A 22,872-nucleotide genomic window follows, 5' to 3' on the forward strand; every position below is an offset into this window, starting at 1 on the left:
AGCTGTGTAAGGCAAAAAATCAGTTACAGCTTAGTGCATTACCCAGATTCCACCAGCCAATACGGAGAGAACCGTGATAAACGTTTGATACACCACATCCATAATGAGATTCCCGATACTGTCTCCATCTGCCTTGCGATTTTTAATCATCACATAAGTATGAGACCAAAGACCACTTAATCCGTATATGTACATCGTTACCAATACACCAACCCAAAAGTTCCCTTGGAACCAGATGGCCATAATCCCCATAACTCCAAGCCCTACCTGGGAAAAACCGTATTTAACCTGAAATGGTCCACCAGGCCATCCTAACATTTTGGCTGTCTGATCCGCTCTGGCAATATTGACAACATAACCAATCACTCCAACCAATCCAAACGTAACCACAAACTGATGAAGCAGCAACACTCTGCTAATCTCGCTCATTTCCCCGGGAAAACCTAACACATATAGGTGTACTCCCCCTGAAATTAGACCTAACAACCATAGAACCAAAAACCACATGCCTGTCCCACTCCCGCCGTTTGTTATTTGGAATCATTTGTAACTAAATGTACAATCTTGTAGTTAAACACATTATATAATCGCTTTTACATTTGTCAATTCATACATAATTTTCTAGTTTGTCGAAGCTTTTGTCATTTTTCTTCTTCTGTACGCAAACAAGAAAACCATATAGTTCCATTTAACTTGAAAATAATAGGAATTTAGCCCTATTATTACATTAAAAGGTTTGAAACCTACTTCTTTTTTAACGCTTCAAAAGAACCACAACTCATTTATTTGACATAGGTGATAGTTCAATTATCATCTGTTTGATTATCTACGATTCCAGAACAACAGCAACTATCCATTAAAATATAATATAAAGGAATTGACATCCGATCTCTTTGTAACTATTATAGTTACAACGGTGGTGATTATCCCATGAGACAAATCAGCAGTCGCTTTTCCATTGCGGTTCATACCCTGTCCCTGATCGCTGTTATGCCCAATGAATGCACCGGAGATGTGATCGCGCAGAGTGTGAATACAAATCCCGTGATTATTCGGCGGATTATGTCCAAGCTGAAACAGGCTGGACTGATTGACGTCAGACCCGGTGTGGGTGGTGCTTCCTTGTTGAAAGATCCAGCCGACATTACCCTTCTTGATGTATATCGAGCGCTTGAGGTCGTGGAGGATGGGGAATTGTTTAACTTTCACAAACATCCGAATCCGAAATGTCCGGTCGGCAACATGATTGAACACACCTTGCGTGCCGAACTCATTGAGGCTCAGACAGCCATGGAACAGCGCTTGAATCGTGTAACCATACAGCAGATGATGGATCAGATTCATGTCTCTGAATAAAAAAGCTCATAATGAGCTTTTTTTAACCCTTTCGTTGTAATCACACCTGTTATAACAATTTTGATTACATCCATATGCAAACAAAACACATATCCTAGGAGGAAAAGAAAATGAAAATTTTGGTTACTGGCGCAACAGGTCAATTGGGTTCACTGGTTGTAGAGGCATTGTTAAAAACGGATTCTGCCAAAGGTTTGGCAGTAAGTGTACGTAATCCGGAAAAAGCGGAAGCACTCCGCACTCAAGGGGTTGACGTGCGTCACGGTGATTTCGATCAACCGGAGACGTTGAAGAAAGCTTTTGCCGGTGTAGATCGTCTGTTGCTCATCTCAACTGATGGTGACAATGAAACGCGTATTCGCCAACATCAGGCTGCCATTGACGCTGCCAAAAGCGCAGGTGTGGGATTCATCGCTTATACAAGCGTTGTGAATGCAGAGAAAAATACCCTTTCCCTGGCGGAAGTTCACCGCGCTACAGAAAAAGCTATTCGTGAATCCGGCATTCCGTATTCCTTCCTGCGCAACAACTGGTACCTGGAAAATGAAGCAGGCAGTGTGCAAGCAGCTACCCAAGGTGCACCTTGGGTTCATGCCACCAACAACAGCCAAGTAGGCTGGGCTACCCGAAGTGACTACGCCCATGCTGCTGCAGCTGTTCTCGCAGGAGAAGGACATGAGAATACCGTATATGAATTGTCCGGCAAACTACGCACGCAAGCTGAACTGGCTGCCATTGTTGGTGAAGTGCTTGGGCAGGAAATCAACGTGCAAAACGTGGACGATGCCGCTTACGCTGACATCATGAAAGGTGCAGGTCTACCGGATTTTGTCGTATCGATGCTTGTTGATATGCAAAGTGCCATCCGTGAAGGCGCATTGGCTGTAGAAAGTGATACTTTAGAGAAATTGCTTGGCCGTCCGGCTCAGCCACTTAGCGAAAGTATTAAAGCAATTGTAGGCAAGTAAGTTTTGGATATGAGAAAGGGACACACCAACAAATGTTGGATGCGTCCCTTTTTTTGTGTAGCTAACGGTCAATACAACGGTATACAACTTGAACGGAAGACTGCACATTCAATCCATTCAATGCGACTGTTGCAATTTGAGATAGGCATTTATGTTGTCCACAACAGTTCATCACTCATTGCTCACCAGTCACTGCTCACTGCTCACTGCTCAAGAATATAACGTGCAGGAATGTGATCGGCCAGCCAGATATTTTCGTTTCCATGATAAAAGAGGATTCCGTCTGTGGCCGCTTGAGCAGCATTGATTCTCAAAATGACAGGCTGATCATCCCGTCTTCGTCCCACCTGATTGGCCGTATCGATATCTGCGGACAGATGTACATATTGCCTTTGCCGCGGCTGTAAGCCATGTTCCATAATAGAATGCACTGCGCGTGCCGGGGTCCCATGGTACAGGGTTTCCGGTGGCTCAGCAGATATTTTCGATATCTTATGAGGAGTCGAATGTCCATACAATGCCCGGATGCGGCCAGAACGGATTTCATGTCTCTTTTTCTCCGAGGTTTCAATCATCTGCTCCAGATCGGCTTGCGTGACTTCCTTCCACTGCGGACTTTCATGTAGAGCCACCAGCAATTGCGAGATCTCCACCCAACCCTCTTCGTCCAGTTCCAGTTCATACTCCCATGGTGCATGTCGCAGAGCGTATGAGAGTTCCTTGCTTAATTTCATCAGATCCAATGCAATCATCTCCCACATCTAATAAAACCGTCTATTTTTGCGATTGAACCGCTGTTAAAATCTCCTGAATGTTACGTTCCAATCCTTCATCGTCTTCCTGATTGAATTGGCGGTGTCCATCAATCCCACGATGAATAATCGTATTCATCACCGGATGAACCTCACGATCGGAAGCCACCCGAATCAGATCATCGGCAAAATCAACCGCCTGCTGTTCACTGTAATTAAACGGTTTAATCAGCATCCGAATGCTCAAGGCATGGGCCTGCGGCTCCGCCAGCTGATCCCGATGAGTGATGCCATACACCGCGCCAAAACCAAAAGCAGCCATGACCTGACGCTCCAGTTCTGTCGTCTGTTCCAAAGGCGTGCCAATCAGCTCACACATTTTGTCCACCATCTGCTCCAGCTCGTTTGCTGCCGCAGACAGAATTACGTCATTAATATCGTCAGCGTTGATAAAATCAGTCATATTGGTTTTCTCCATTTCTGCACCGTATTTGATCCATTCTCTCAGACTCTATGAGAACATTGTATCGGAGTTGGGGTGTTCGTTTCAAATTCTATCTATAGGTGGAGCTGTTAATCACGGCATGATTTATCGTCTGGCTAACTTCGAGACGAACTCTATAAAATATAACGTCATTCAATTACATCCGATTCCCTATAACATAATAAATAACAAAAAAACCAAATCTCCTCTTTTATAAGTCGACTTGGTTTAATTTATTGTACGAATATGCTCATCTAGCATACCATTTTATAAAAGAGGTGTTATAACTCAAGCCATCTCATGTTGCTTTTTCGACTCCACTTCATAGACCTGCGTATGTTGATTCTCGGCTAAAGACCATTCCACTGTACCTGGCTTGCGCACTTTCCATACCCAGGCTTGAACTCGCAGCGAGCTTCTGACCCAAGCTAAGGAAGCACAGCGTTTCTCAGAACGAACCGTCAACCCCCAATGAATAACACGAGCGAGCCAAGGATTCACATACTCATTATGTGAGCGAACAGATGGCAATTCATCCTGGAACAACCGCTGTTTCACGTCCATAGGGGGTTGCCCACATGTCCAATAATGGAGCAGAGCTGCCAAACTATAGATGTCCGACATCGGTCCTTGACTAGATTTCTCCGAATAAAACTCCAGCGGAGAATAACCTGCCGATGTAAATATCACCTGTTTCTCTCCGGATTGCATAGGCCAACGGGTAGCTGAGCCAAAGTCCAGAAGTTTGGGTGTACCATCCTCCATAACCATAATGTTGGAAGGTTTCACATCCCGGTGAAGAATGCCTTGCTTATGTATGTAATCCAATGTATCCACCAGTGGAAGCAGCGTCTCCGTTATGAAAGCAGCATCAAGAGCATGATTATGTTCATTCAAATACTCGGTCAATGTGATTCCCGTGCAGTATTCCATAACCAGATACCCCGTACCATTTGCTTCAAAATGATCCATATACGATACAATATGGGGATGATCCAGTTTCGATAATAGTTCACCTTCGAGCAGAAATGCAGCCAGTAACTCCTGATATTGCCCACCGTATCCTCGTGAAGAGCAGAACACCCCTCGCTTGTCTGCCTGCCGTTCAGCCATTCTCTGTGGGAAAAATTCCTTAATGGCTACTTTTGCACCTGTGTTACGATCTCGCCCTGCATATACAATAGCCAACTCACTGCTGGCTAATACCTGTCTTACCTGATATGTATCATTTATAATCACATTGCGCTGCAATGCCATTTTGCAATTGTCTTTTCTCATAACAGACCTCTTTTCAACCTTGTCGATCGGAAGACTTTCCGCGTAAATGCATCACTTGGTTTAACCAGTCAGCAATTCATCGCCAACTATACATATAAACCAAATGATGCAATTTGAAACACCTTAACGCGAAATATTTAAATATTAATGATATCAAGCCTTCTGCGATATACTGCTAATCCCTATCCACACTACTCTATAGAAGAAAAGCATTCTCTTATATAGAGTATCGACAGATGGATGTAATTACTTTATTAAACTGGAGAATAACATTTCTCATCCTTCATTTACAGCTTTTATTAATAATTATTCTGTAAAAAACGCCCGATTTCCTCGTTCATCTGAACCAATACGTCCTGTGAAGGAAAATGTCCTGTATCATACTTGATGGCTTCTACATTCGTAATAATCTTTTGAGCTCGCTCAATACACTTATCCGCTGGGAAAAAGACATCCTTCTCTCCTACCAATAACAAGGTTGGTGACGTATAATTCACCAGTTCTTCCCGCTCCGTAAGCTTGGGCAGATCCTGATCTATGCTGACGTATTTAAAAAGTTTGCCGATAATGTTTTTATCCATTTCTTTCATGCAGTTGCACGACATGTTGTCCGTAATTTTTTGCAAAGAAGATGGTGAAGAAGTCATACGATACTTGACGAGTGGCAGCGTGATATCCTGAGCTGTTTTAATTTTGGAATTGACCGCAAGACCCGCAGGAGCAACCAATACAGCACACGAAATGCGTTCCGGAATATAGGTAGCCAGTCTGAGAATAATGCCTCCTCCAAACGATGGGCCGATAAATGCACTCTTTTCGATATCATAGTGATCCAGCAGATCCGATACCCATAATGCCAAACTATCAAACCGTGTCGAGATACTCGCTTCCTCACTATAACCAGGATGACCAATCGTATCAGGAGCAATAATCCGGTATTCTTTAAATAAAGAAGAGAACCAGGACAACGTCATCGGATTCACACAATTACCGCCTTGGAGAATAAATAACGGCTTGCCATCTAGAGGACCCGTCAGTAAAACATGTGTCTTTCCAAAACGCGTCTCTACATACTCCCGAGTAAATTCCTCACCCAACTCGTTCAAATAAATCTCATACTCTTCAAGTATGCTGCTCTTGCCTTCTTCACTTCTATAAATGGAACTCATGTCTGCCTCCTGCAATATATACTCAAATACCCCATTCTATTGAATGGACTTGCTAATCAATGGACCAAAAAGATAAAGAGGGCCTGCAGATGACAGGCTCCTCCATATGTTTAACTAATCATATTCAGATGATTATAGAGCGGAAACTGGAAATTGTAAATAACGATTCTAATAGACCAGAAATAAAGGAGGCATCCTTTGGAAAAATTCCTACTTCCGGCCGTAATCTGCCTTGATTTCGCCCCACTGTTTGGTCTGCCATTTTAGCACTTTATTGCTGTACGTATTCGTCTGGAGCCACTGCTCCGCACGATCAATCATCAACCAGATCTCTTCCGTGGAGTTGTCTCTTGGCAACGTTGTGGCTACTTTTTTCTGCTTTAGCCATTTCATGGCATTGACCGAGTCGGTATACACCGTTTTGGTACTGCCTTCTTTCTTAAGATGTGCGAGGGCATGTACAATGGCTAAAAATTCGCCCAGATTGTTCGTGCCTTTGGAGATCGGTCCGACGGAGAAAATAACCTCACCGGTGCGGGTGTCTACTCCTTTGTATTCTACAGGTCCGGGGTTACCACGTGTGCCCACATCAACAGAGACGCTGTCGTAATCCACTTCCTCTGACGTTTCCATGCCAGCACTTCTTCCGCTACCAGCCGACTTTGTCTTCGACGCTCCGCCTGCACTTGAACCCCAGTTCCCTTTCCATCCAGCACGATACGCTTCTTCTGCGGCTGCTTTGGACTCATAGGATTTATATTTTGCTCCAGTATAATGATCCGTCTGCGCTTTGCAATCTGCCCATGTGTTATACACACCCGGCTTCTTGCCTTCCCAGACAACATAATATTTCTGTTTTGCCACTGTAACCCGCTCCTTTGTTCCTTCATCAATACCCTATTGTAAACGATCTGGTGGGCGGAATGAAAGCTATGGATTTGGCCATCTGCATAATTCCTCCAACTCCAGAACAGTCTAAGAAGCAAAACGCATACTGGAATAGAAAGGAATATACGTATGGACTGGATATGGAAATCTGTTTTACTTGTACTTATCGGCATGATTCTGCTGCGAATTGCAGGACGCAAGTCGATCTCACAGATGAGTGTCGCCACAACGGTCATCATGATCTCCATCGGAACAACGATTGTACAACCCATCGCAAATCATGAGCTTGGCAAAGCGATTGGATCAGCATCAGTATTCATTTTGACATTGCTTGTAGTGGAACAACTGCAATTGAAATTTAATATTTTTGAACGGTTAATGAGTGGCAGTTCCAAAATCGTGGTAGAGGACGGAAAGGTCATTATCCCGAATCTGAAACGTATGCGTTATACGATGGATCAGCTTGAGATGCATATGCGACAGCACGGAATTACAAGTGTAGACGATCTGGAGACAGCAACGGTGGAACCCAATGGTCAACTTGGTTATGTCCTGAAACGACATGCTCGTCCCGTGACGATTGGAGATCTGGAAGAGATCCTACGAAGTTATGCGATTACAGGTAGTAGCCCAGCACCGGGAGAACACTCCCAACAAGACAAGAGCAGTAAGTCTTCAACGCATATCGATAACTCCTCCGATATTTTCCAAGAAGTCAGCAAAGGTGCTCATGCTCATCCCGTTGATCCTAAGCTTCAATAGATGCGTCCTCCCCTCTAAAAAAAGACCGCACCTATGAGCACTTATCAACATCGCTCCAACAGGTACGGTCTATGTTCACTTCAATTGATTACTTCGAAAGATTGCTCCAGGTCATCCAAACGAAGATATAGCCCCAATCAACGTGTACTCAGGTATGCAATACCCAGGCCACCCGTAACTGGATTTGTATAGATTTCACAATCGACATCAAATACCTCACCAATCATCTCGCGAGTCAGAATATCTGCCGGTTTGCCATGAACCACAATCTGGCCCTTTTTCACCACATAGAGATAATCGCAATATTCTGCGGCGAGTTCGAGATCATGCAGCGCTGCCAAAATGCCAATGCCGAGTCCACGGACAATATTTAGAATCTGAAGCTGGTATTTGATGTCCAGATGGTTCGTCGGCTCGTCCAGGATCAGGAATTGGGGTTGCTGTGCCAAGACACGTGCCAAGACCACACGCTGTTTCTCTCCACCAGACAGAGACACGTAATTGCGGTCTGCATGTCCAGTCAGATGTACTTTTTCCAGAGCCTGCTCCACGATTTCGTGATCCCGTTCATTATCCGTCTCCAGCATTTTTTTGTGCGGGGTACGGCCCATCATGACCATCTCACGTACTGTAAAATCAAAACTCAATTCATTAAACTGGCCAACAACGCCCATGTGTCTGGAAACAAGCTTTGGACTGGATTTGAGAATATCGGTATTATCCAGAAAAACCTTACCTTGCTGCGGTTTGATCACTTTATAGATGCTCTTGAGCAGCGTTGACTTGCCACAACCATTGGGTCCGATCAGTCCAACGAACTGTTTACCGTTCACCTGTAATGAAATATCCTTGATGATGTCCGTGTTCAGCACAGAGATGGATACATTTTCTACGTTCAGCTTCATGTTTAATTTCCTCCAAAACCGTAGCCTTTTTTGACCAGCATATACATAAACATTGGTGCACCAATCATGGCCGTAATAATACCGATTGGCAACTCCACGCTGGATATGAGGGATCGTGCAATAACATCCGTCCAGATGAGGAAAATGGCTCCAAACAGCACAGATACAGGCATCACTTTACGATGGTCGGAACCCACGAGACCTCTGACAATATGCGGAATAATGAGTCCAACAAAACCAATCATGCCACAGCTCGCCACCATAACGCCTGTCACCAAAGCGGTTAACAGCATGTACAGTCTGCGATACACACTCAGATTAATGCCCAGCGTAACAGCTGCTTCATCCCCCAATAACATCGTATTGAGAACTCTGGACTGTAAAAGGAAAAATAGAATCGCCACCAGCACGACGATACCCACGAGTGGAAGCTTGTTCCAACCGGAAGCCGCCAGGCTGCCCATGGTCCAGAACGTCACCGTTTTGATGCCTTCAGCATTGTTGGCAAAATAAATAATAAAGTTCGAAAAAGCGCTACATAACGCGTTAATCACCATTCCGGCAAGCACCAGCTTGACCGACGTCATTTTCCCCCGAATCCCTGCCAAAGTCAGGACCAGTAAGGACGCACCCATCGCACCGGCAAAGGCCCAGAAAGCCACCCCCGTCTGACCTAGCCACCCAATCGCACCGAATCCAATAAGAATTGCAAAGGTTGCTCCAAGTGAAGCGCCTGAGGATATACCCAGTATGTAAGGATCAGCGAGCGGATTCTGCACAGCAGCCTGCATAACAGCACCGCACAAGGCCAAGCCTGCACCGATAAACATCGCCATCAGCACACGCGGGAAACGAATCTGCCAAATGATATCGGTAAAGGAACCTGCCTCAATGGGTGTTGTCCCCCACTGAAATCCCGTTAATTTGTATAAAAGAATACGATATGACTCCGCCAGCGGGATACGAACCTGTCCAATGGAAACCGCAATACCTACGGATATAAGCGTAATCATGATTAAAGCTGCAATCAGTAAAGCAAACCCGGATTTACTATGAATCAGAGACTCTCTTTTCCCCATACGCTGTGTCTGAACCTGAACCGTCTGTGCCATCTCTTCCCCCATCAATTCGCGTAAAATGTAGAACAAATTAAATTTAGCTATTTACAATGTGTTTTCTCGGATTATAATTGAGAATGATTATCTTTGTCAATTTAAAACACATAGAAAAGGGGTTCATCATTTAATGAAATTCACATCCAGAACCATTGGCTTCGCTGCTCTAAGTCTCCTGTTACTGCTGCTTGCAGCCTGTTCGAATGCATCAACTTCTTCCCCTGCCGAAGAAACAACTTCAACAACTAACACGACAGAAACTTCAGCTCCTGCTGAGAATACAAATAAAACGACGTACCCGCTCACCATTGAGAATTTCACGATCTCGGGTGAGGGTGGCGAGTGGAAACCCAAAGTGCAAGTATTCGATAAAGCACCTGAACGTGTTGTTGCGAATACCCAGTCTGCGGCTGAGATGCTCATCAAATTGGGTCTGACCGATAAAATGGTCGGTGTTGCTGCTCTTTATGGTTCCGTTACACCCGATGTGGCTGATGATTTCGCCCAAATTCCGGTATTGTCCAAGGATTATGTAGGTAAAGAGCTGGTTGTAGGTGCAAGCCCGGATCTGGTACTCGGACGAGGCGACCTGTTCGCTGATGCAGACTGGGGCGTGGGTACCGTCGATGGATTGAATGACATGAATATCCGTACGTTCCTGCAAACGACGAATCACAAAGGCACACTCGATAGCCTGTATAGTGATATTGCACAACTTGGGCAGATCTTCGATGTTCAAGATAATGCCGCAACATTCACGGAAAGTCTGAAGACTCGTGTTGCAGCCATTAAGGCAAGTGTAGCCGATCAGCCTGAGCATAGTTTTGCCTATATCGTACCCGCTACGGAAGACACCATTACGGTCAGCAGCATGCAAAATGATACGTATCAGCTTGATGCGCTTGGCCTGTTGAGGCTGAAAAATACGTTTGATGGTGTGCAAGGTGAGGTAAGTGTTGAGCAACTGATCACAGCGAACCCGGACTACCTGCTCTTGTCCGCGTATGCTGGTTCACCAGATATCGACAAGCTGATTCAAAATCTGTATGGCAACCCTGCCCTGCAAAGTATGAACGCAATCAAGAATAAACAGATCTATATCACGGATTTCAGCCAGTTCTGGGGTTATGGATATCAGATTCTGGATGGTATTGAGAAAATGGGACAGGAAATGAAAGCTAATCCAATCAAGTAATGACTTGAGCCAATGAGCAGGAGAAGACATTCTCACTGCTCTTTTTTCAGTTCACTTTAGAACATACTAAATTAACGGATAAACTCACAAATTAAATTAAATATCATGTTAAAACCTCCTTCTAACCTTTAATCCTGTATGCAAAAGTTTGATTTTTTCAGATAAGCTTATATGCATAGTTCTGGATAGGATTAAAATATAAGAAATGAGGTTTTATTCATGGCCATTAACACACCCCTCCCAAAACAAAGGGAGCTGCCTTCCATATCTTCAGAACGCCTTCCGTGGGCTGGGCTACTTGCTTTAGCCATGGCGGGATTTATTTGCATCCTCACCGAAAGCCTGCCTGCGGGACTGCTGCCGCAAATTGCAAAAGACTTGGGGATCACAGAAGCCTTCACCGGACAGTTGGTGACTCTTTATGCCATTGGATCACTTGTTGCTGCCATTCCCTTGACTGCTGCTACACGCGGATGGAGACGCCGACCTCTACTGTTAGTATGCATTAGTGGTTTTCTTGTCTTTAACACCGTTACCGCCTTATCTTCGGATTATATCCTGACACTTGCTGCTCGTTTCATGGCTGGAGTCTCTGCGGGTGTGTTATGGGGCATGACAGCAGGTTATGCACGTCGGATGGTCCCGGATTCGCTAAAAGGTAAAGCCATGGCTGTGGCTATGGTCGGCACACCGGTAGCATTAGCCCTGGGTGTCCCAATCGGTAGTTTTCTCAGTTCTTATGTCGGCTGGCGCCTCATCTTCGGGATGGTATCTCTTCTAACCGTGGCTTTAATCGTATGGGTTCTCTGGAGAATGCCGGATTTTGCCGGAGAGCCAGCTGGTGAACGTCTTCCACTGCATAAGGTGTTTTTAATTCCGGGAGTTAGGCCTATTCTGTTTGTTGTTCTGGCCTGGATGCTTGCCCATAACATCCTATATACCTATATTTCTCCCTACCTTGCCCAGACCGCATTTGCTAACAGAGTCGACTTGATTTTGCTCATTTTCGGTATTACTTCCATTGTTGGAATTTGGTTAACCGGAATGCTCATTGACCGATTTTTGAGGAGATTAGTTATCATCAGCTTGGCATCATTCGCTCTAGCCTCTGTCGCGATGGGAATCGCTACTCATCAACCTGTGATTATTATCCTTGGCGTCATGATCTGGGGACTTACGTTTGGCGGGGCCGCGACACTGTTACAGACTGCCATCGCTCAAGCCGGAGGCAAAAGCACAGATGTCGCCCAATCGATGCTGGTTACAGCATGGAATCTGGCAATTGGTGGAGGAGGCATCATCGGGGCCATTCTTCTTGAAGTATTTGGAGCAGGATACCTTTCTGGGGCGCTGTTTATCTTGCTTATTCCTGCGTTGCTTGTAGCTAGGCGTGCTTATAAATATGGATTTACCAGAGCAAATTAACAGGAAGGCATTTTTCATGAGTTACACGCAGGAGGAAAGAGGAGTTCACTTGATGTGGACTCCTCTTCTGTTTTTCATTTTAAAGACCAGAATCTTATTCTGCCTGTGCCAACAGATTTGGTCCTTCCACTAGATTCTTATGTGCAATTGGAGAAGACATGGTGATTAAAGTCATGTAAGTACCGTACGGATCACACTTGTTCTGAAACTCCTCGAGTCCCTGAATGGTATCTGTGAGGATTTTCAGCAAGTAATTGTACTCTCCGCTTATCCGATAACATTCCACAACTTCAGGTGACGCACGACAGAAATCCAGGAAAGGATAACAATCCCGCGTACGAAAAAGAACATAGGCTGTGCTCTGCTTGCCCAATTTGGAGGGGGAGATTACGGTTCGATATTCCTCAATGATTCCCTTTTCTTCCATTCGTTTGACTCGTTCAGTAACGGCGGGCTGAGATAACCCCACCAATTTGCCTAGTTCGGTCATGGATAATCTCGCCTGATTCTCCAAGTGATACAGAATATGCTGATCTATTTCGTCCATGTGATCCACTCCTTTAAATATATAAGATATATTCATAAATCACCTTAAGTATATTCGTTAATCCATTATAATGCCTTTAACAAACCATGTAATACAAGATCAATCATTTATATAATAAACACAGTTATCACGAGAAATCAAATACATCAGTTGGTGAGAGGAAGATATGTATGAGTAAAAAAGACATGACGAAATTGCATAATTATGTGAATGAAGCCATTGACCGCGCTCTAAGCGAAAAAAGAATCGTAGGAACAGTTGTACAGGTTGCATTAAGAGGGGAACTGGTATATAGCCGGGCTGCTGGTTTCGCAGACAGGGAGCAAAAGCGCAGCATGTCGGAAAACGCTCTGTTTCGACTTGCTTCCGTAACCAAACCTATTGTCTCGACAGCAGCTCTGGCATTAATCTCACAAGGAAAGCTGAGTCTGCATGATCCGGTGACACGCTGGCTTCCTGCATTCCGGCCCAAACTTGCTAATGGTCAGGACGCTTTAATATCAGTACATCAGTTGATGACACACACCGCAGGCTTGACATACCGTTTCTTCCAAGAAGATCAGGGAACCTATGAGCTTGCAGGAGTATCGGATGGAATGGATTGGTCTGAAATTAGTCTGGAGGAGAATCTGCAAAGGCTGGCTTCTGCTCCGCTTCTGTATGAGCCAGGCAACATGTGGAGATATTCCATTGCGACAGATGTACTTGGTGCCGTTATCGAAAAGGTAACTGGGATGTCACTACGAGAAGCTGTTCAAACGCTGGTTACTCATCCACTTCGCATGACGGACACTGATTTTGTTGCGGTGGATTCGGAACGATTAACAGCCGCATATGCTAATGGTTCTGAAGAACCGCGTCTCCTTCATCAGGTGTTGGAGCTGATTCCTTTTATTGAGGGCACTGCTGGCTTCCGACTGTCACCCAATCGTGCGAATCGTACTTCTGCTTACTTATCGGGCGGAGCGGGTATGGTTGGAAGTACCGGAGATTTTCTTACTTTACTTGAAGCATTACGACAAGGAGGACAGCCTCTCCTTACAGAAGCCGTTGCGGCTGAGATGTCTACCAATCAAATCGGTGATCTCGTGATGCCATACTGGCCAGGAAGAGGGTTTGGCCTTGGTTTTACAGTACTTAAAGACCCTGTTGCAGCTGATACACCGGAATCCCTGGGTACGTGGCGGATGGGTGGAACCTATGGTCACTCGTGGTTCGTTGATCCACAAAAAGAACTTAGTGTCGTAGCATTCACCAATACAGCACTTGAAGGAATGTCAGGCCAGTATACTACCGATATCTGTGATGCCATCTACACAGGTATTCGTGAAAGCCAAAAGGCTGCAAGAATATAAATACGAATAACCGCCCAATTTCATTGGGCGGTTTTATTTAGAAACGAAGCTACATCCTACAGTCTGTTACTGCTCAAGTTTCTCTTTTGGAGAAGGTAGACCCCAGCAACCAGAATAAACCACACCGGCGTGACAAACAGCGCCACTCGCGTATCCTCAGCCAACGCCAAGACCACCAACACAAAAACCAAAAACGCCAGAATGAAGTAGTTGGAAAACGGATATAGTGGCAGCTTGAAGCGACTGCGACTCGCCAGTTCCGGCTGGGTACGGCGGTATTTCAGGTGACAGATTACCATGATGCCCCAGACGAAGATGAAGCACACAGTCGACACACTCGTGATCAGCGTAAATACACCCTCTGGCATGATATAGTTCAGCACAATCGCGATCAGAATAACGATCGTGGAGAAAAACAGCGCATTGGAAGGGACTTTCCTCTTGTTCAGTCTTGCAAATGATTCAGGTGCGTTGTGATCCTTTGCCATGGAGAACACCATACGGCTTGTACTGAAAATGGCACTGTTACACGCTGACGCTGCGGAAGTCAGTACCACGAAATTCACAATGCCGGCGGCAGCTGCAATACCCACAGCGGCAAACACTTGTACAAACGGACTTTCAGAAGGCACAATGGCGTTCCACGGGTAGATGCTCATAATAATCAGCAGTGCGCCAACATAGAAGAGCAGTACCCGGATCGGAATCTGGTTAATCGCTCTAGGAATAACCTTCTCCGGATTCTCCGTTTCCCCCGCTGTGAGTCCCACCAGTTCCATGCCTACAAAGGCGAACACCACCATCTGGAACGATATGATGAACCCATGCAGTCCATTCGGGAACCATCCCCCATGACTCCACAGATTGGTGAAACTTGCTGGACCCTGATCCGTGGTAAAACCTTTGAATATCATATATAAACCAACAACAATGAGTGCCAGAATGGCCACGACTTTAATCAGGGCAAACCAGAATTCCATCTCACCAAACAACTTGACCGTTGCCAAGTTCATGATTAGTAAAATGACTAACGCAATTAACCCTGGCATCCACTGAGGTACATTCGGAAACCAAAACTGCGTATACAAACCAACGGCCGTAATATCAGCCATGGCAATGGATATCCAGCAGAACCAATAGGTCCAGCCTGTAATAAATGCCGCCATATTTCCCAGGTAATCACGCACAAAATCGATAAAGGAATGATACTGCAAGTTGCTTAACAGCAGTTCCCCCAATGCACGCATGATCAGGAACAACACAACACCCGTAATGATGTAGGCCAGCAAGATGGATGGCCCTGTCAGCTGAATCGTTTTGCCTGCTCCAAGAAACAGACCTGTACCGATCGCACCTCCAATCGCCATCAACTGCACGTGTCGGTTCTTTAATCCCCTTGTTAACGTTTCTTGCTGCATGATCAACCACCACTCTCTTTCTGTACATGCTCTCTACGATGCAAAATATTATTACTCATCATATAATAATCTGCCCAGAATACATATCCCTCTTTTATATATTTTTTTGCAAAAGCAAAGAGGCCACCTTTGTAAAAGGTGACCACTTCATATGCTCCTATTTCATGCCCTTGGCTTTTATTAATCTTAAGTTGCATCCGATCTATACTATCATCAGCCTATGTACATTCCTTTGTTGTTATTCTCATGCCATGTCATGCTGATTATACATATCTATAGAAGTATATTAAAATATAAGCCAAGCATAGAGCGGCAACAACTAAAAAGGTAATTGCTAATGAACGTTCGTTTTTCCAAATTCGAATAGCATTAGCAACATTAATTATGAATAATGCAAGCAAGTTAATGGTACCCGAGTTTGATTGAAACGAGTTGAACACGATCATCATAAATCCTACAATCCAGATTAACAAAAACCACAGTGGAGTTTTCTGAAAAAGCTGCTTCATTATGATTTACTCCTTATATATTAAATTGGTCTGTGTACAAGATATTCTTCAACGGGAATGGAAATTCCTTTATTTAGGTCATAACCCCAAATAATTAATACTATTTAGATCCAGTTTTAAGTATCTTCACAGTAAAAAGGGCTCCCGATAAAGGCGCCCTCTGGTCTGTTCAGCAACTACTTTTTCTTTTCCAATCTGTTCTGAGGATATCAATTAGTGTAATTTCATTGCCCTCTTTGTCCGTACCATTTTCAGAGAGCGCGGTGTATCAAATTTTCGATCTTAATGCATCTCCCTAAAAATACGGAAGGTTCAGAAAGCACCATCTTTTTAACGAAAAACGCTATCTATCCAACAACTACTTTTGCTTATAAAACTCGTGATACAACTTCATTAACGCCCGCTTCTCAATCCGTGATACATAAGAACGTGAGATGCCCAGTTCCTTCGCAATTTCGCGTTGAGTTCGTTCCTCCCCGCCTGCTTCCAGGCCAAATCGACCGATTACAACTTCCTTCTCCCGGTCATCCAGGATATCTAGATTGCGATAAATTTTGCTTTTTTCAATCTTGAGCTGTACCCGATCTACAACATCATCAGCTTCTGTGCCAAGGATGTCGATTAATGTAATTTCATTGCCTTCTTTGTCCGTACCGATAGGATCGTGCAGGGATACGTCTTTGCGTGTTTTCTTCAGAGAACGCAGATGCATAAGTATCTCGTTTTCAATACATCTCGCCGCAAATGTGGCAAGCTTCGTGCCTTTGCCTTGTTGAAAACTTTCGATGGCTTTGATCAAACCAATGGTTCCGATGGAAATCAGGTCTTCCTGATCTTCACCCGTATTGTCGAACTTCTTGACGATATGCGCGACGAGGCGCAGATTGTGTTCAATGAGCAGATTGCGAGAGTGAGCATTGCCTTCAGCCATAAGGCGTAAATGTTTGGCTTCATCACCCTCAGCCAGTGGCTGGGGGAACGCATTATTTTTGACATACGAGACGAGTAACGTTAACTCTTTAATGAATAGAGCAATTGCGGTAAACAATCCGGGCACAGATGACACCTCCTGCAGTTTTACAACGATCTGGCCTGAGCACATGTGGGAACAGGGTCGATCTATTGTATGTAGGCAGTGGCCCAGAAGTGCACGTACACTTGAAAAAGGGGATGATCTTGCGAAGATTTCACAGACTCACAGAAACTATGGAGCCCACCCGCTGAAGCAGGAGAAATTCTTTTTCCACACTTTCGATAAAATACTTCTTTTCACCAAATAGGACAACATCATTCTGGGCTAATGAAACATCGCTTTTGAAATAAATCACATTGTCCGTTTCCCGGAATACACCTTTGTAATAGAACATCCTATTTCTCTCCTTCATGTATCTACCTATGTAATTAACTACCCGCTTCATGTGGATCTGCTTCCTTCATGCTAACATATTCTCTCTCATTCATCATGTCATATTCGCACACTAACCAACATAAAGCCCCAGCCCTGTGCAGAACAGAACTGAGGCTGCATATCGATATGAATTCCTGTTTCTCCTGTCGATTGCTTCAAGAAGCTAATTCAAATTAAGTTATTTGAAAATGCGTTGAGAGAACTGATACAGTCCACTGTTCCAGACAGATGGTTCGTGTCCACCTACATCCAGATAAAAGGTATGCGGAATATTCATGCTGCTCAAGCCGTTTTTGAAGTTCTGGCTGACCCATAACAGACCGTCACTTGATCCACAGGAGATCCACAACAATTTGAGTTGGCTGGCTACTTGTCCCGGGTTGGAAACCAGCTGTGATACAGATTGCGTATTCGGTGCAGCTGAGAAGGCCCCTACCCAAGCGAAGGTATTCAGATTTTTCAATCCGAAGTTAAGCGACTGCCCACCACCCATGGACAGACCGGCCAACGCACGGCTATTCTTGTCTTTGTATACCGGATAATTGGCCTCGATATGAGGAATCAGATCCTTGAGCAGGTCTTGCTCAAACCGTTCAAACGCAGCCACTTTGTCCGGAGCAAAAATGTCACCGACTGGACGGTCGTCCTTCATGGCACGGCCATTCGGCATGACAACGATCATCTGGGACAGCTTGCCTTCCGAATACAGGTTGTCCAAAATGTTCTTGGGTTTCATTGCATTAACCCACTCATGCTCATCCCCGCCGATGCCGTGCAGGAGATACAAGACGTTATACTTTTTATTCGGAGAATATCCTGGCGGTGTATACACGGTGGCTTTCCGTGTATTGCCTACCGTTGTGGAGTAATAGGATATCAGATTGGTATTTCCGTGCGGAATATTGTTTCGATAGCCATCAAAACCCGGTGGTGCCGGCACCACCGGAGTATTAGCAAGCGCATTGTTTGCGTCATTGCCGGATACATTCATAGATTCATACGTTGTGTTCTGAGCACCAACCTCGCTGGAATCCGTAGCAAAAGCCATTGTTGGGGCAATCATGGCAACGATCATCGAAAGACTTAAAAGGATTGTAATACGTTTTTTCATCTCAATTTCTCCTCTCAATTTTGTCAAACTTAAGTATGCGTTTCTCGAAGTTTCACTGGATTACGCTTGATGCTGAAGTTCAACTTTTTTCTAACGCGGTGAAGCAAGCTTCCTCTCAACCCAATATTGAAAGCCCTTACAACAAACGAGTTAGATCACCTCCCTTCCCTTCAGAAAAACACTGAAACATGTAGATTTTACTCTGTTTTCCCGACATAGAATTACTTATATAGTATATTTAAACTTATTTATCCATTTTTTGCAACAATATTTTCATTTCTAGCGATTCAATTCAATGATCTTATAGCATCAGAGTTTTTCTTCTTTCTTCTTTATTCTCGAATCATAATTGAAAATTGTAAAATACTGTTGTTAAATTGAATATTTTACCTTATTATAGCTTCCATAGGGGGGTGTCTATGAACAATTTCAATAGATTCATAATATTTTTCTTCTGAGATATGCTTACGCAAAAGTTTCAACGTTTCGGCCACCAATATCTTTTGCAACTACTTTATTTTCTGGGAGGAAAATGATGATGTTCAATGTACGCTTTTCGATCAAAAAAGCATGGGCTTCATTCCTGGTTATTACATTATTGCTGCCTTTACTTGTGGGGTTATGGCCATCCAATGTCTATGCTGCATCTAACAATGAAGGAAAGATATCCATAACCGCAGATGATGAGTTCACACTTTTTATAAACGGCAGACAGACGGGAAAAGGCACCGACTGGGCCAAAGCCTATACGTTCCCTGTGCCGATTCAATCTGGCATCAATGTGATTGCAGTTCAAGCGAAGGATATAGGCCTCTATGCGGGACTGCTGGCAGACCTTAGCTACGGAGATGAGAATCTGGTTACGGATTTCAACTGGAAAGTATCTGAACGATATATCGAAGGTTGGGAGCAACCCAAATTCGATGATTCGTCATGGTCACGTGCTACTGACTTCGGACGGTATGGCAGTGATCCTTGGAAACAGATTAGTGGCATGCCTGAGGAGACCAGTGCACGCTGGATCTGGGCAGGCAAGACCAATGTGAATGCTCCAGTTTCAGAAGCATATTTTCGAATCTCATTTAACGTCTCCGAAGATGGACTGGCTATTAGCAATCCCATTTCTTCTTCAGGTCAATTCGAGCAAGTCGATTATCAGTTAAAACCGACCCAACCCATGCCTGCTTCCATGGTGAAGAGACTTCCCGTGGTAAATGCCGTCTTTGAAACGGTGGAAGAGAAAGGTTCTATAGAACTTAGCACCCAAGAGGCTGCCCAGATCGGTAATAACCTAGCTCCTAGTCAGATCTTTCTCGATCAGTCCTCTGCCCGGGCTATCAAAGTTACAAGCGTCAATAGAAGCTCTGGTGGTATGCGGGTAGATTACACCACTCCGGGAGTGGAGGAATTGTTCGATTACTATGATATTCCCGAGCAGGAGGTCTCGTTCGAAGAGCGCAATATCGTCATGCCCGATCCTGAGATGGTATTGGATAGCAAGGAATGGCTTGTTCAGGAAACCCCTTCCTTGTTAGAGACCGATATAACTGACGATGCTGAAATGCGACAGTTCAACATCGACAACACGATTCAAAATGATTTAGATGCAAATACGGACATGGTTGCGGATGCAGAAACAATGGATATCGCTTCCACGGATATCGCACCCATGGATCTGAATGATGTGAATTCCATGGACATGAATGATACAAATGATATGGATCTGAATGATGTGATTCGTGCTGCTGGAGCAGGTGATTTTGCCAATTGCAAAAAATCCGGCAATGAGTTTGTCTGTGATTTCAAGAAGGTACTTGTAAATCAACAAAATGCAAACGGTAACAAAGTGTTCGTTGAAGCAGGTGGCAAGCTCACCTTGATTGCACCCAAAGTTACGGGGAAATACGGATTTTGGGGAAAATATGATCTAAAATTTACTGCTGGTGAGAAAGCCAATATCTATATCAAAGGTGATGCCAAGTTCAAAAAAGAAGTCAAAGTTCCAATCATGGGCTTCAACATTGGTGCTGGCAATCTCGGAGCCGTATCTGTCGGCGTTTTTCTGGTCATTGGTATTGACGGCAACGTCACCTTTGAATTTCAGGTCGATCAGGGATACACGGTTACCGCGGGAGTCAAAGGGAAAACACGTGTCTTTATTCCCGTGAAGATCCAGCCTTACAGCAGTGTGAACAGATATCTTACGGTAACCCATAAAATTGAAGGACAGATCACTGCTTGGGCAGGAGCCAAAGCGGAAGTCGGTCTGAAAATTGCCGGCAAAAAAATACTTGAGGTAAGTGTTTTTGCCGGCATTGAAGGCACAGGGAAATGGACAAGCAGCAATAATGTACCCAGTACCATGTCTCTAAAGATTGATGCTCTCGTCAAAGGAGAAGGAGCTGTATTTAATAAGTCCTTCAAACTCTTCGAGTTGCGCTGGAATTTGGTGAATCTGGTGAAAACCCCTACCAATCCGGGAACCGGACAGAACCTGGCACGAAATGCTGCCATAACGGTAACTTCCACCTATCCCGGGTATTCAGCAGCCCGAATCAATGACGGGGATCGTAACACGGCCTTGGGGGAAAGTTATAGCTGGGCCAATAACCGTAATTCCTCACTTCCCCAATATGTCGTCATTGATTTGCCGGCATCGAGTTCAATCCAGCGAATTGATCTGTATACCACACAGGGATACCCGCTTGCCAATTATGATCTGCAATACTGGAATGGCTCAAATTGGGTGAATCTTGTACAGATTACAGGCAATCAAGAGTTAACGCGTTCACACACATTTTCAGCAGTCAGTACCTCCAAGATCCGTGTCGTAGCGAGTAAAGGTCCTTCGCATCAGCCAACCTATGTGCGAATCAATGAGCTTGAAATCTATTAAAACATCATGCCCAAAAAGCCTCAGCCCCTGGTTACACAGGATGGCTGAGGCTTTCTTGACATCTGTTTAGTGTACGGATACTGGATTAACTACCTCTGCACCCTCGGGTGAAGCCAGTCTGTCTTTCATCAACAGACTGATGAACAAACCCAACAAACCCAGTGCAGCAATTACTGCGGCATACAAAGGCACTGAGATAAGTCCTGTATGCGTAATTGCATACCCACCCATATAGGCACCAGCGGCATTTCCCAGGTTAAATGCCGAATGACTTGAGGTTGTCGCCAGTAGCGGCGCTTCGCGGGTCATATTCATAATCCGAATCTGAAGTCCCGGCATAATACCAAACGCGGCTACACCCCAGAAGAATATGGTGATTACCGCGAGATAAGGATTCTCTAGTGTAATCGTAAGTGCAGCTAACAGAACAGCTAAGATCCCAAAGTTGACGATTAACGAAGGCATCAGCTTCCAGTCTGCCAGACGGCCGCCAACCAAATTGCCCAAGGTTACACCGAAGCCAAACAACACCAGAATCCAGGTCACACTTTGCTCTGCAAAGCCGCTGATATCCACAAGCATCGGCGTAATATAGGTGAAGACTGTAAACAAACTTCCGCACCCCAACGCCCCAATAAGCAGAACCAGCAACACTTGTGGACGAACCAGATTCCGAAATTGCTGTCCGAGGTTCGCTGGTGCTCCTTGCGGGAGGACGGGAATGAAACGAATGATACCAATCAACGATATGATGCCCAAGATCGTAATCGCCCCGAAGGATGACCGCCATCCAAGCTGTTGCCCGATAAATGTACCAAACGGAACGCCAATAATGTTGGCAATCGTTAGCCCCGCGAGAACAACCGATACCGCTCCTGCCCTTCTCTCGGGCGCAACAAGCCGCGTCGCCATGATTGAACCTACACCAAGGAACGTACCATGAGCAAATGCCGTTAAGATCCGTGCTGAGATTAACAACCCATAGGTGGGAGCAATAACGGACAATGCGTTTCCGATAATGAAAATGCACATCAGCAGCACCAGCAGTTTTTTCTGCGGAATCTTGTGTGTAAATACGGTCAAAATCGGCGCACCTACCGCTACACCAAGCGCATATCCCGTAATGAGTAGTCCTGCCTGCGGAATACTTACATTCAGGTCTGTTGCTACATTAGGCAGTAAGCCCATAATAATAAATTCAGTCATACCAATCGCAAAAGCCCCTATCGTCAGGCATAACAGGGATATTGGAAACGCCCCTCGTTTACCTGACGGTGAAAACTGTGGTTGTACTGTGTGTCCAGTCGTGCTCATAGATGTTCTCTTCTCCT

At 44.8% G+C, this 22,872-nt stretch carries 22 protein-coding genes; 7 read left to right on the forward strand and 15 right to left on the reverse strand.

Translation table 11 applies throughout. The features are described 5' to 3' along the window. Positions 1–30: 30 nt before the first annotated feature. Positions 31–507 (reverse strand): DUF6790 family protein, encoded by a 477-nt coding sequence (locus MHI48_RS22115; RefSeq protein ID WP_026080959.1) that lies wholly within the window; start codon positions 505–507, stop codon positions 31–33. Positions 508–930: 423 nt separating this feature from the next. Between MHI48_RS22115 and MHI48_RS22120 the strand changes: the two genes are divergently transcribed. Both MHI48_RS22120 and MHI48_RS22125 read left to right on the forward strand, forming a co-directional pair. Continuing rightward, complete coding sequence (locus MHI48_RS22120; protein ID WP_036668516.1) at positions 931–1,356, forward strand: Rrf2 family transcriptional regulator; 426 nt, start codon at positions 931–933, stop codon at positions 1,354–1,356. 110 nt (positions 1,357–1,466) lie between these two features. Next, positions 1,467–2,324: an SDR family oxidoreductase gene (locus MHI48_RS22125; protein ID WP_340018014.1), complete on the forward strand. Its 858-nt coding sequence runs from the start codon at positions 1,467–1,469 to the stop codon at positions 2,322–2,324. Between the two features lie 203 nt (positions 2,325–2,527). On the opposite strand, the gene MHI48_RS22130 is transcribed toward MHI48_RS22125, so the two are convergent. The 5 genes from MHI48_RS22130 to rnhA form a co-directional block, all read right to left on the reverse strand. After that, complete coding sequence (locus MHI48_RS22130) at positions 2,528–3,067, reverse strand: RNA 2'-phosphotransferase (protein ID WP_405141756.1); 540 nt, start codon at positions 3,065–3,067, stop codon at positions 2,528–2,530. A gap of 31 nt (positions 3,068–3,098) precedes the next feature. Beyond that, positions 3,099–3,539, reverse strand: coding sequence for an Imm48 family immunity protein (gene imm48, locus MHI48_RS22135; protein WP_405141758.1), 441 nt, complete (start codon positions 3,537–3,539; stop codon positions 3,099–3,101). A 309-nt stretch (positions 3,540–3,848) separates the two neighbouring features. Further along, positions 3,849–4,838: a serine/threonine-protein kinase gene (locus tag MHI48_RS22140; RefSeq protein WP_340028797.1), complete on the reverse strand. Its 990-nt coding sequence runs from the start codon at positions 4,836–4,838 to the stop codon at positions 3,849–3,851. Between the two features lie 299 nt (positions 4,839–5,137). Further along, positions 5,138–6,007: an alpha/beta fold hydrolase gene (locus tag MHI48_RS22145; RefSeq protein WP_036615225.1), complete on the reverse strand. Its 870-nt coding sequence runs from the start codon at positions 6,005–6,007 to the stop codon at positions 5,138–5,140. A gap of 210 nt (positions 6,008–6,217) precedes the next feature. Beyond that, positions 6,218–6,871 (reverse strand): ribonuclease H, encoded by a 654-nt coding sequence (rnhA, locus tag MHI48_RS22150; RefSeq protein WP_340018019.1) that lies wholly within the window; start codon positions 6,869–6,871, stop codon positions 6,218–6,220. Positions 6,872–7,024: 153 nt separating this feature from the next. Between rnhA and MHI48_RS22155 the strand changes: the two genes are divergently transcribed. Further along, on the forward strand, positions 7,025–7,657 hold the full coding sequence (locus tag MHI48_RS22155) for a DUF421 domain-containing protein (RefSeq protein WP_340018021.1): 633 nt from the start codon (positions 7,025–7,027) through the stop codon (positions 7,655–7,657). A 137-nt stretch (positions 7,658–7,794) separates the two neighbouring features. Here MHI48_RS22155 and MHI48_RS22160 read toward each other — a convergent pair whose 3' ends face one another. Further along, the gene (locus tag MHI48_RS22160; RefSeq protein WP_047843839.1) at positions 7,795–8,562 is read right to left on the reverse strand and encodes an ABC transporter ATP-binding protein; all 768 of its coding nucleotides are present in this window, start codon (positions 8,560–8,562) and stop codon (positions 7,795–7,797) included. A 2-nt stretch (positions 8,563–8,564) separates the two neighbouring features. Beyond that, positions 8,565–9,641, reverse strand: a complete 1,077-nt coding sequence (locus MHI48_RS22165; RefSeq protein WP_218640993.1) for an iron ABC transporter permease — start codon at positions 9,639–9,641, stop codon at positions 8,565–8,567. Positions 9,642–9,807: 166 nt separating this feature from the next. Here MHI48_RS22165 and MHI48_RS22170 point away from each other — a divergent pair, with 166 nt between their 5' ends. Both MHI48_RS22170 and MHI48_RS22175 read left to right on the forward strand, forming a co-directional pair. Beyond that, positions 9,808–10,872: an ABC transporter substrate-binding protein gene (locus MHI48_RS22170; protein ID WP_405141762.1), complete on the forward strand. Its 1,065-nt coding sequence runs from the start codon at positions 9,808–9,810 to the stop codon at positions 10,870–10,872. A gap of 219 nt (positions 10,873–11,091) precedes the next feature. Continuing rightward, positions 11,092–12,297: an MFS transporter gene (locus MHI48_RS22175; RefSeq protein ID WP_353883915.1), complete on the forward strand. Its 1,206-nt coding sequence runs from the start codon at positions 11,092–11,094 to the stop codon at positions 12,295–12,297. Positions 12,298–12,391: 94 nt separating this feature from the next. On the opposite strand, the gene MHI48_RS22180 is transcribed toward MHI48_RS22175, so the two are convergent. After that, a complete protein-coding gene (locus tag MHI48_RS22180; RefSeq protein ID WP_017687134.1) occupies positions 12,392–12,844 on the reverse strand; it encodes an Lrp/AsnC family transcriptional regulator in 453 nt (150 codons plus the stop codon). A gap of 170 nt (positions 12,845–13,014) precedes the next feature. On the opposite strand from MHI48_RS22180, the gene MHI48_RS22185 reads away from it, so the two are divergent. Then, positions 13,015–14,199, forward strand: a complete 1,185-nt coding sequence (locus MHI48_RS22185; protein WP_405141764.1) for a serine hydrolase domain-containing protein — start codon at positions 13,015–13,017, stop codon at positions 14,197–14,199. 56 nt (positions 14,200–14,255) lie between these two features. On the opposite strand, the gene MHI48_RS22190 is transcribed toward MHI48_RS22185, so the two are convergent. The 5 genes from MHI48_RS22190 to MHI48_RS22210 form a co-directional block, all read right to left on the reverse strand. Next, a complete protein-coding gene (locus MHI48_RS22190; protein ID WP_076328150.1) occupies positions 14,256–15,617 on the reverse strand; it encodes an amino acid permease in 1,362 nt (453 codons plus the stop codon). Between the two features lie 2 nt (positions 15,618–15,619). Continuing rightward, positions 15,620–15,814: a hypothetical protein gene (locus tag MHI48_RS22195; protein ID WP_076318823.1), complete on the reverse strand. Its 195-nt coding sequence runs from the start codon at positions 15,812–15,814 to the stop codon at positions 15,620–15,622. A gap of 670 nt (positions 15,815–16,484) precedes the next feature. Continuing rightward, entirely contained in the window at positions 16,485–17,183 is a 699-nt protein-coding gene (gene sigK, locus MHI48_RS22200; protein WP_017687130.1) for an RNA polymerase sporulation sigma factor SigK, read from the reverse strand. A gap of 130 nt (positions 17,184–17,313) precedes the next feature. Beyond that, on the reverse strand, positions 17,314–17,493 hold the full coding sequence (locus MHI48_RS22205; protein WP_076318822.1) for a hypothetical protein: 180 nt from the start codon (positions 17,491–17,493) through the stop codon (positions 17,314–17,316). A 219-nt stretch (positions 17,494–17,712) separates the two neighbouring features. Beyond that, positions 17,713–18,525: an alpha/beta hydrolase gene (locus MHI48_RS22210; protein ID WP_370511457.1), complete on the reverse strand. Its 813-nt coding sequence runs from the start codon at positions 18,523–18,525 to the stop codon at positions 17,713–17,715. Between the two features lie 652 nt (positions 18,526–19,177). On the opposite strand from MHI48_RS22210, the gene MHI48_RS22215 reads away from it, so the two are divergent. Next, positions 19,178–21,541, forward strand: coding sequence for a hypothetical protein (locus tag MHI48_RS22215; protein ID WP_405141767.1), 2,364 nt, complete (start codon positions 19,178–19,180; stop codon positions 21,539–21,541). Positions 21,542–21,607: 66 nt separating this feature from the next. Here MHI48_RS22215 and MHI48_RS22220 read toward each other — a convergent pair whose 3' ends face one another. Further along, a complete protein-coding gene (locus MHI48_RS22220; protein ID WP_076318819.1) occupies positions 21,608–22,855 on the reverse strand; it encodes an MFS transporter in 1,248 nt (415 codons plus the stop codon). Between the last annotated feature and the right edge of the window lie 17 nt (positions 22,856–22,872).

The organism is Paenibacillus sp. FSL H7-0942 (assembly GCF_045040715.1).
GTDB lineage: Bacteria > Bacillota > Bacilli > Paenibacillales > Paenibacillaceae > Paenibacillus > Paenibacillus amylolyticus.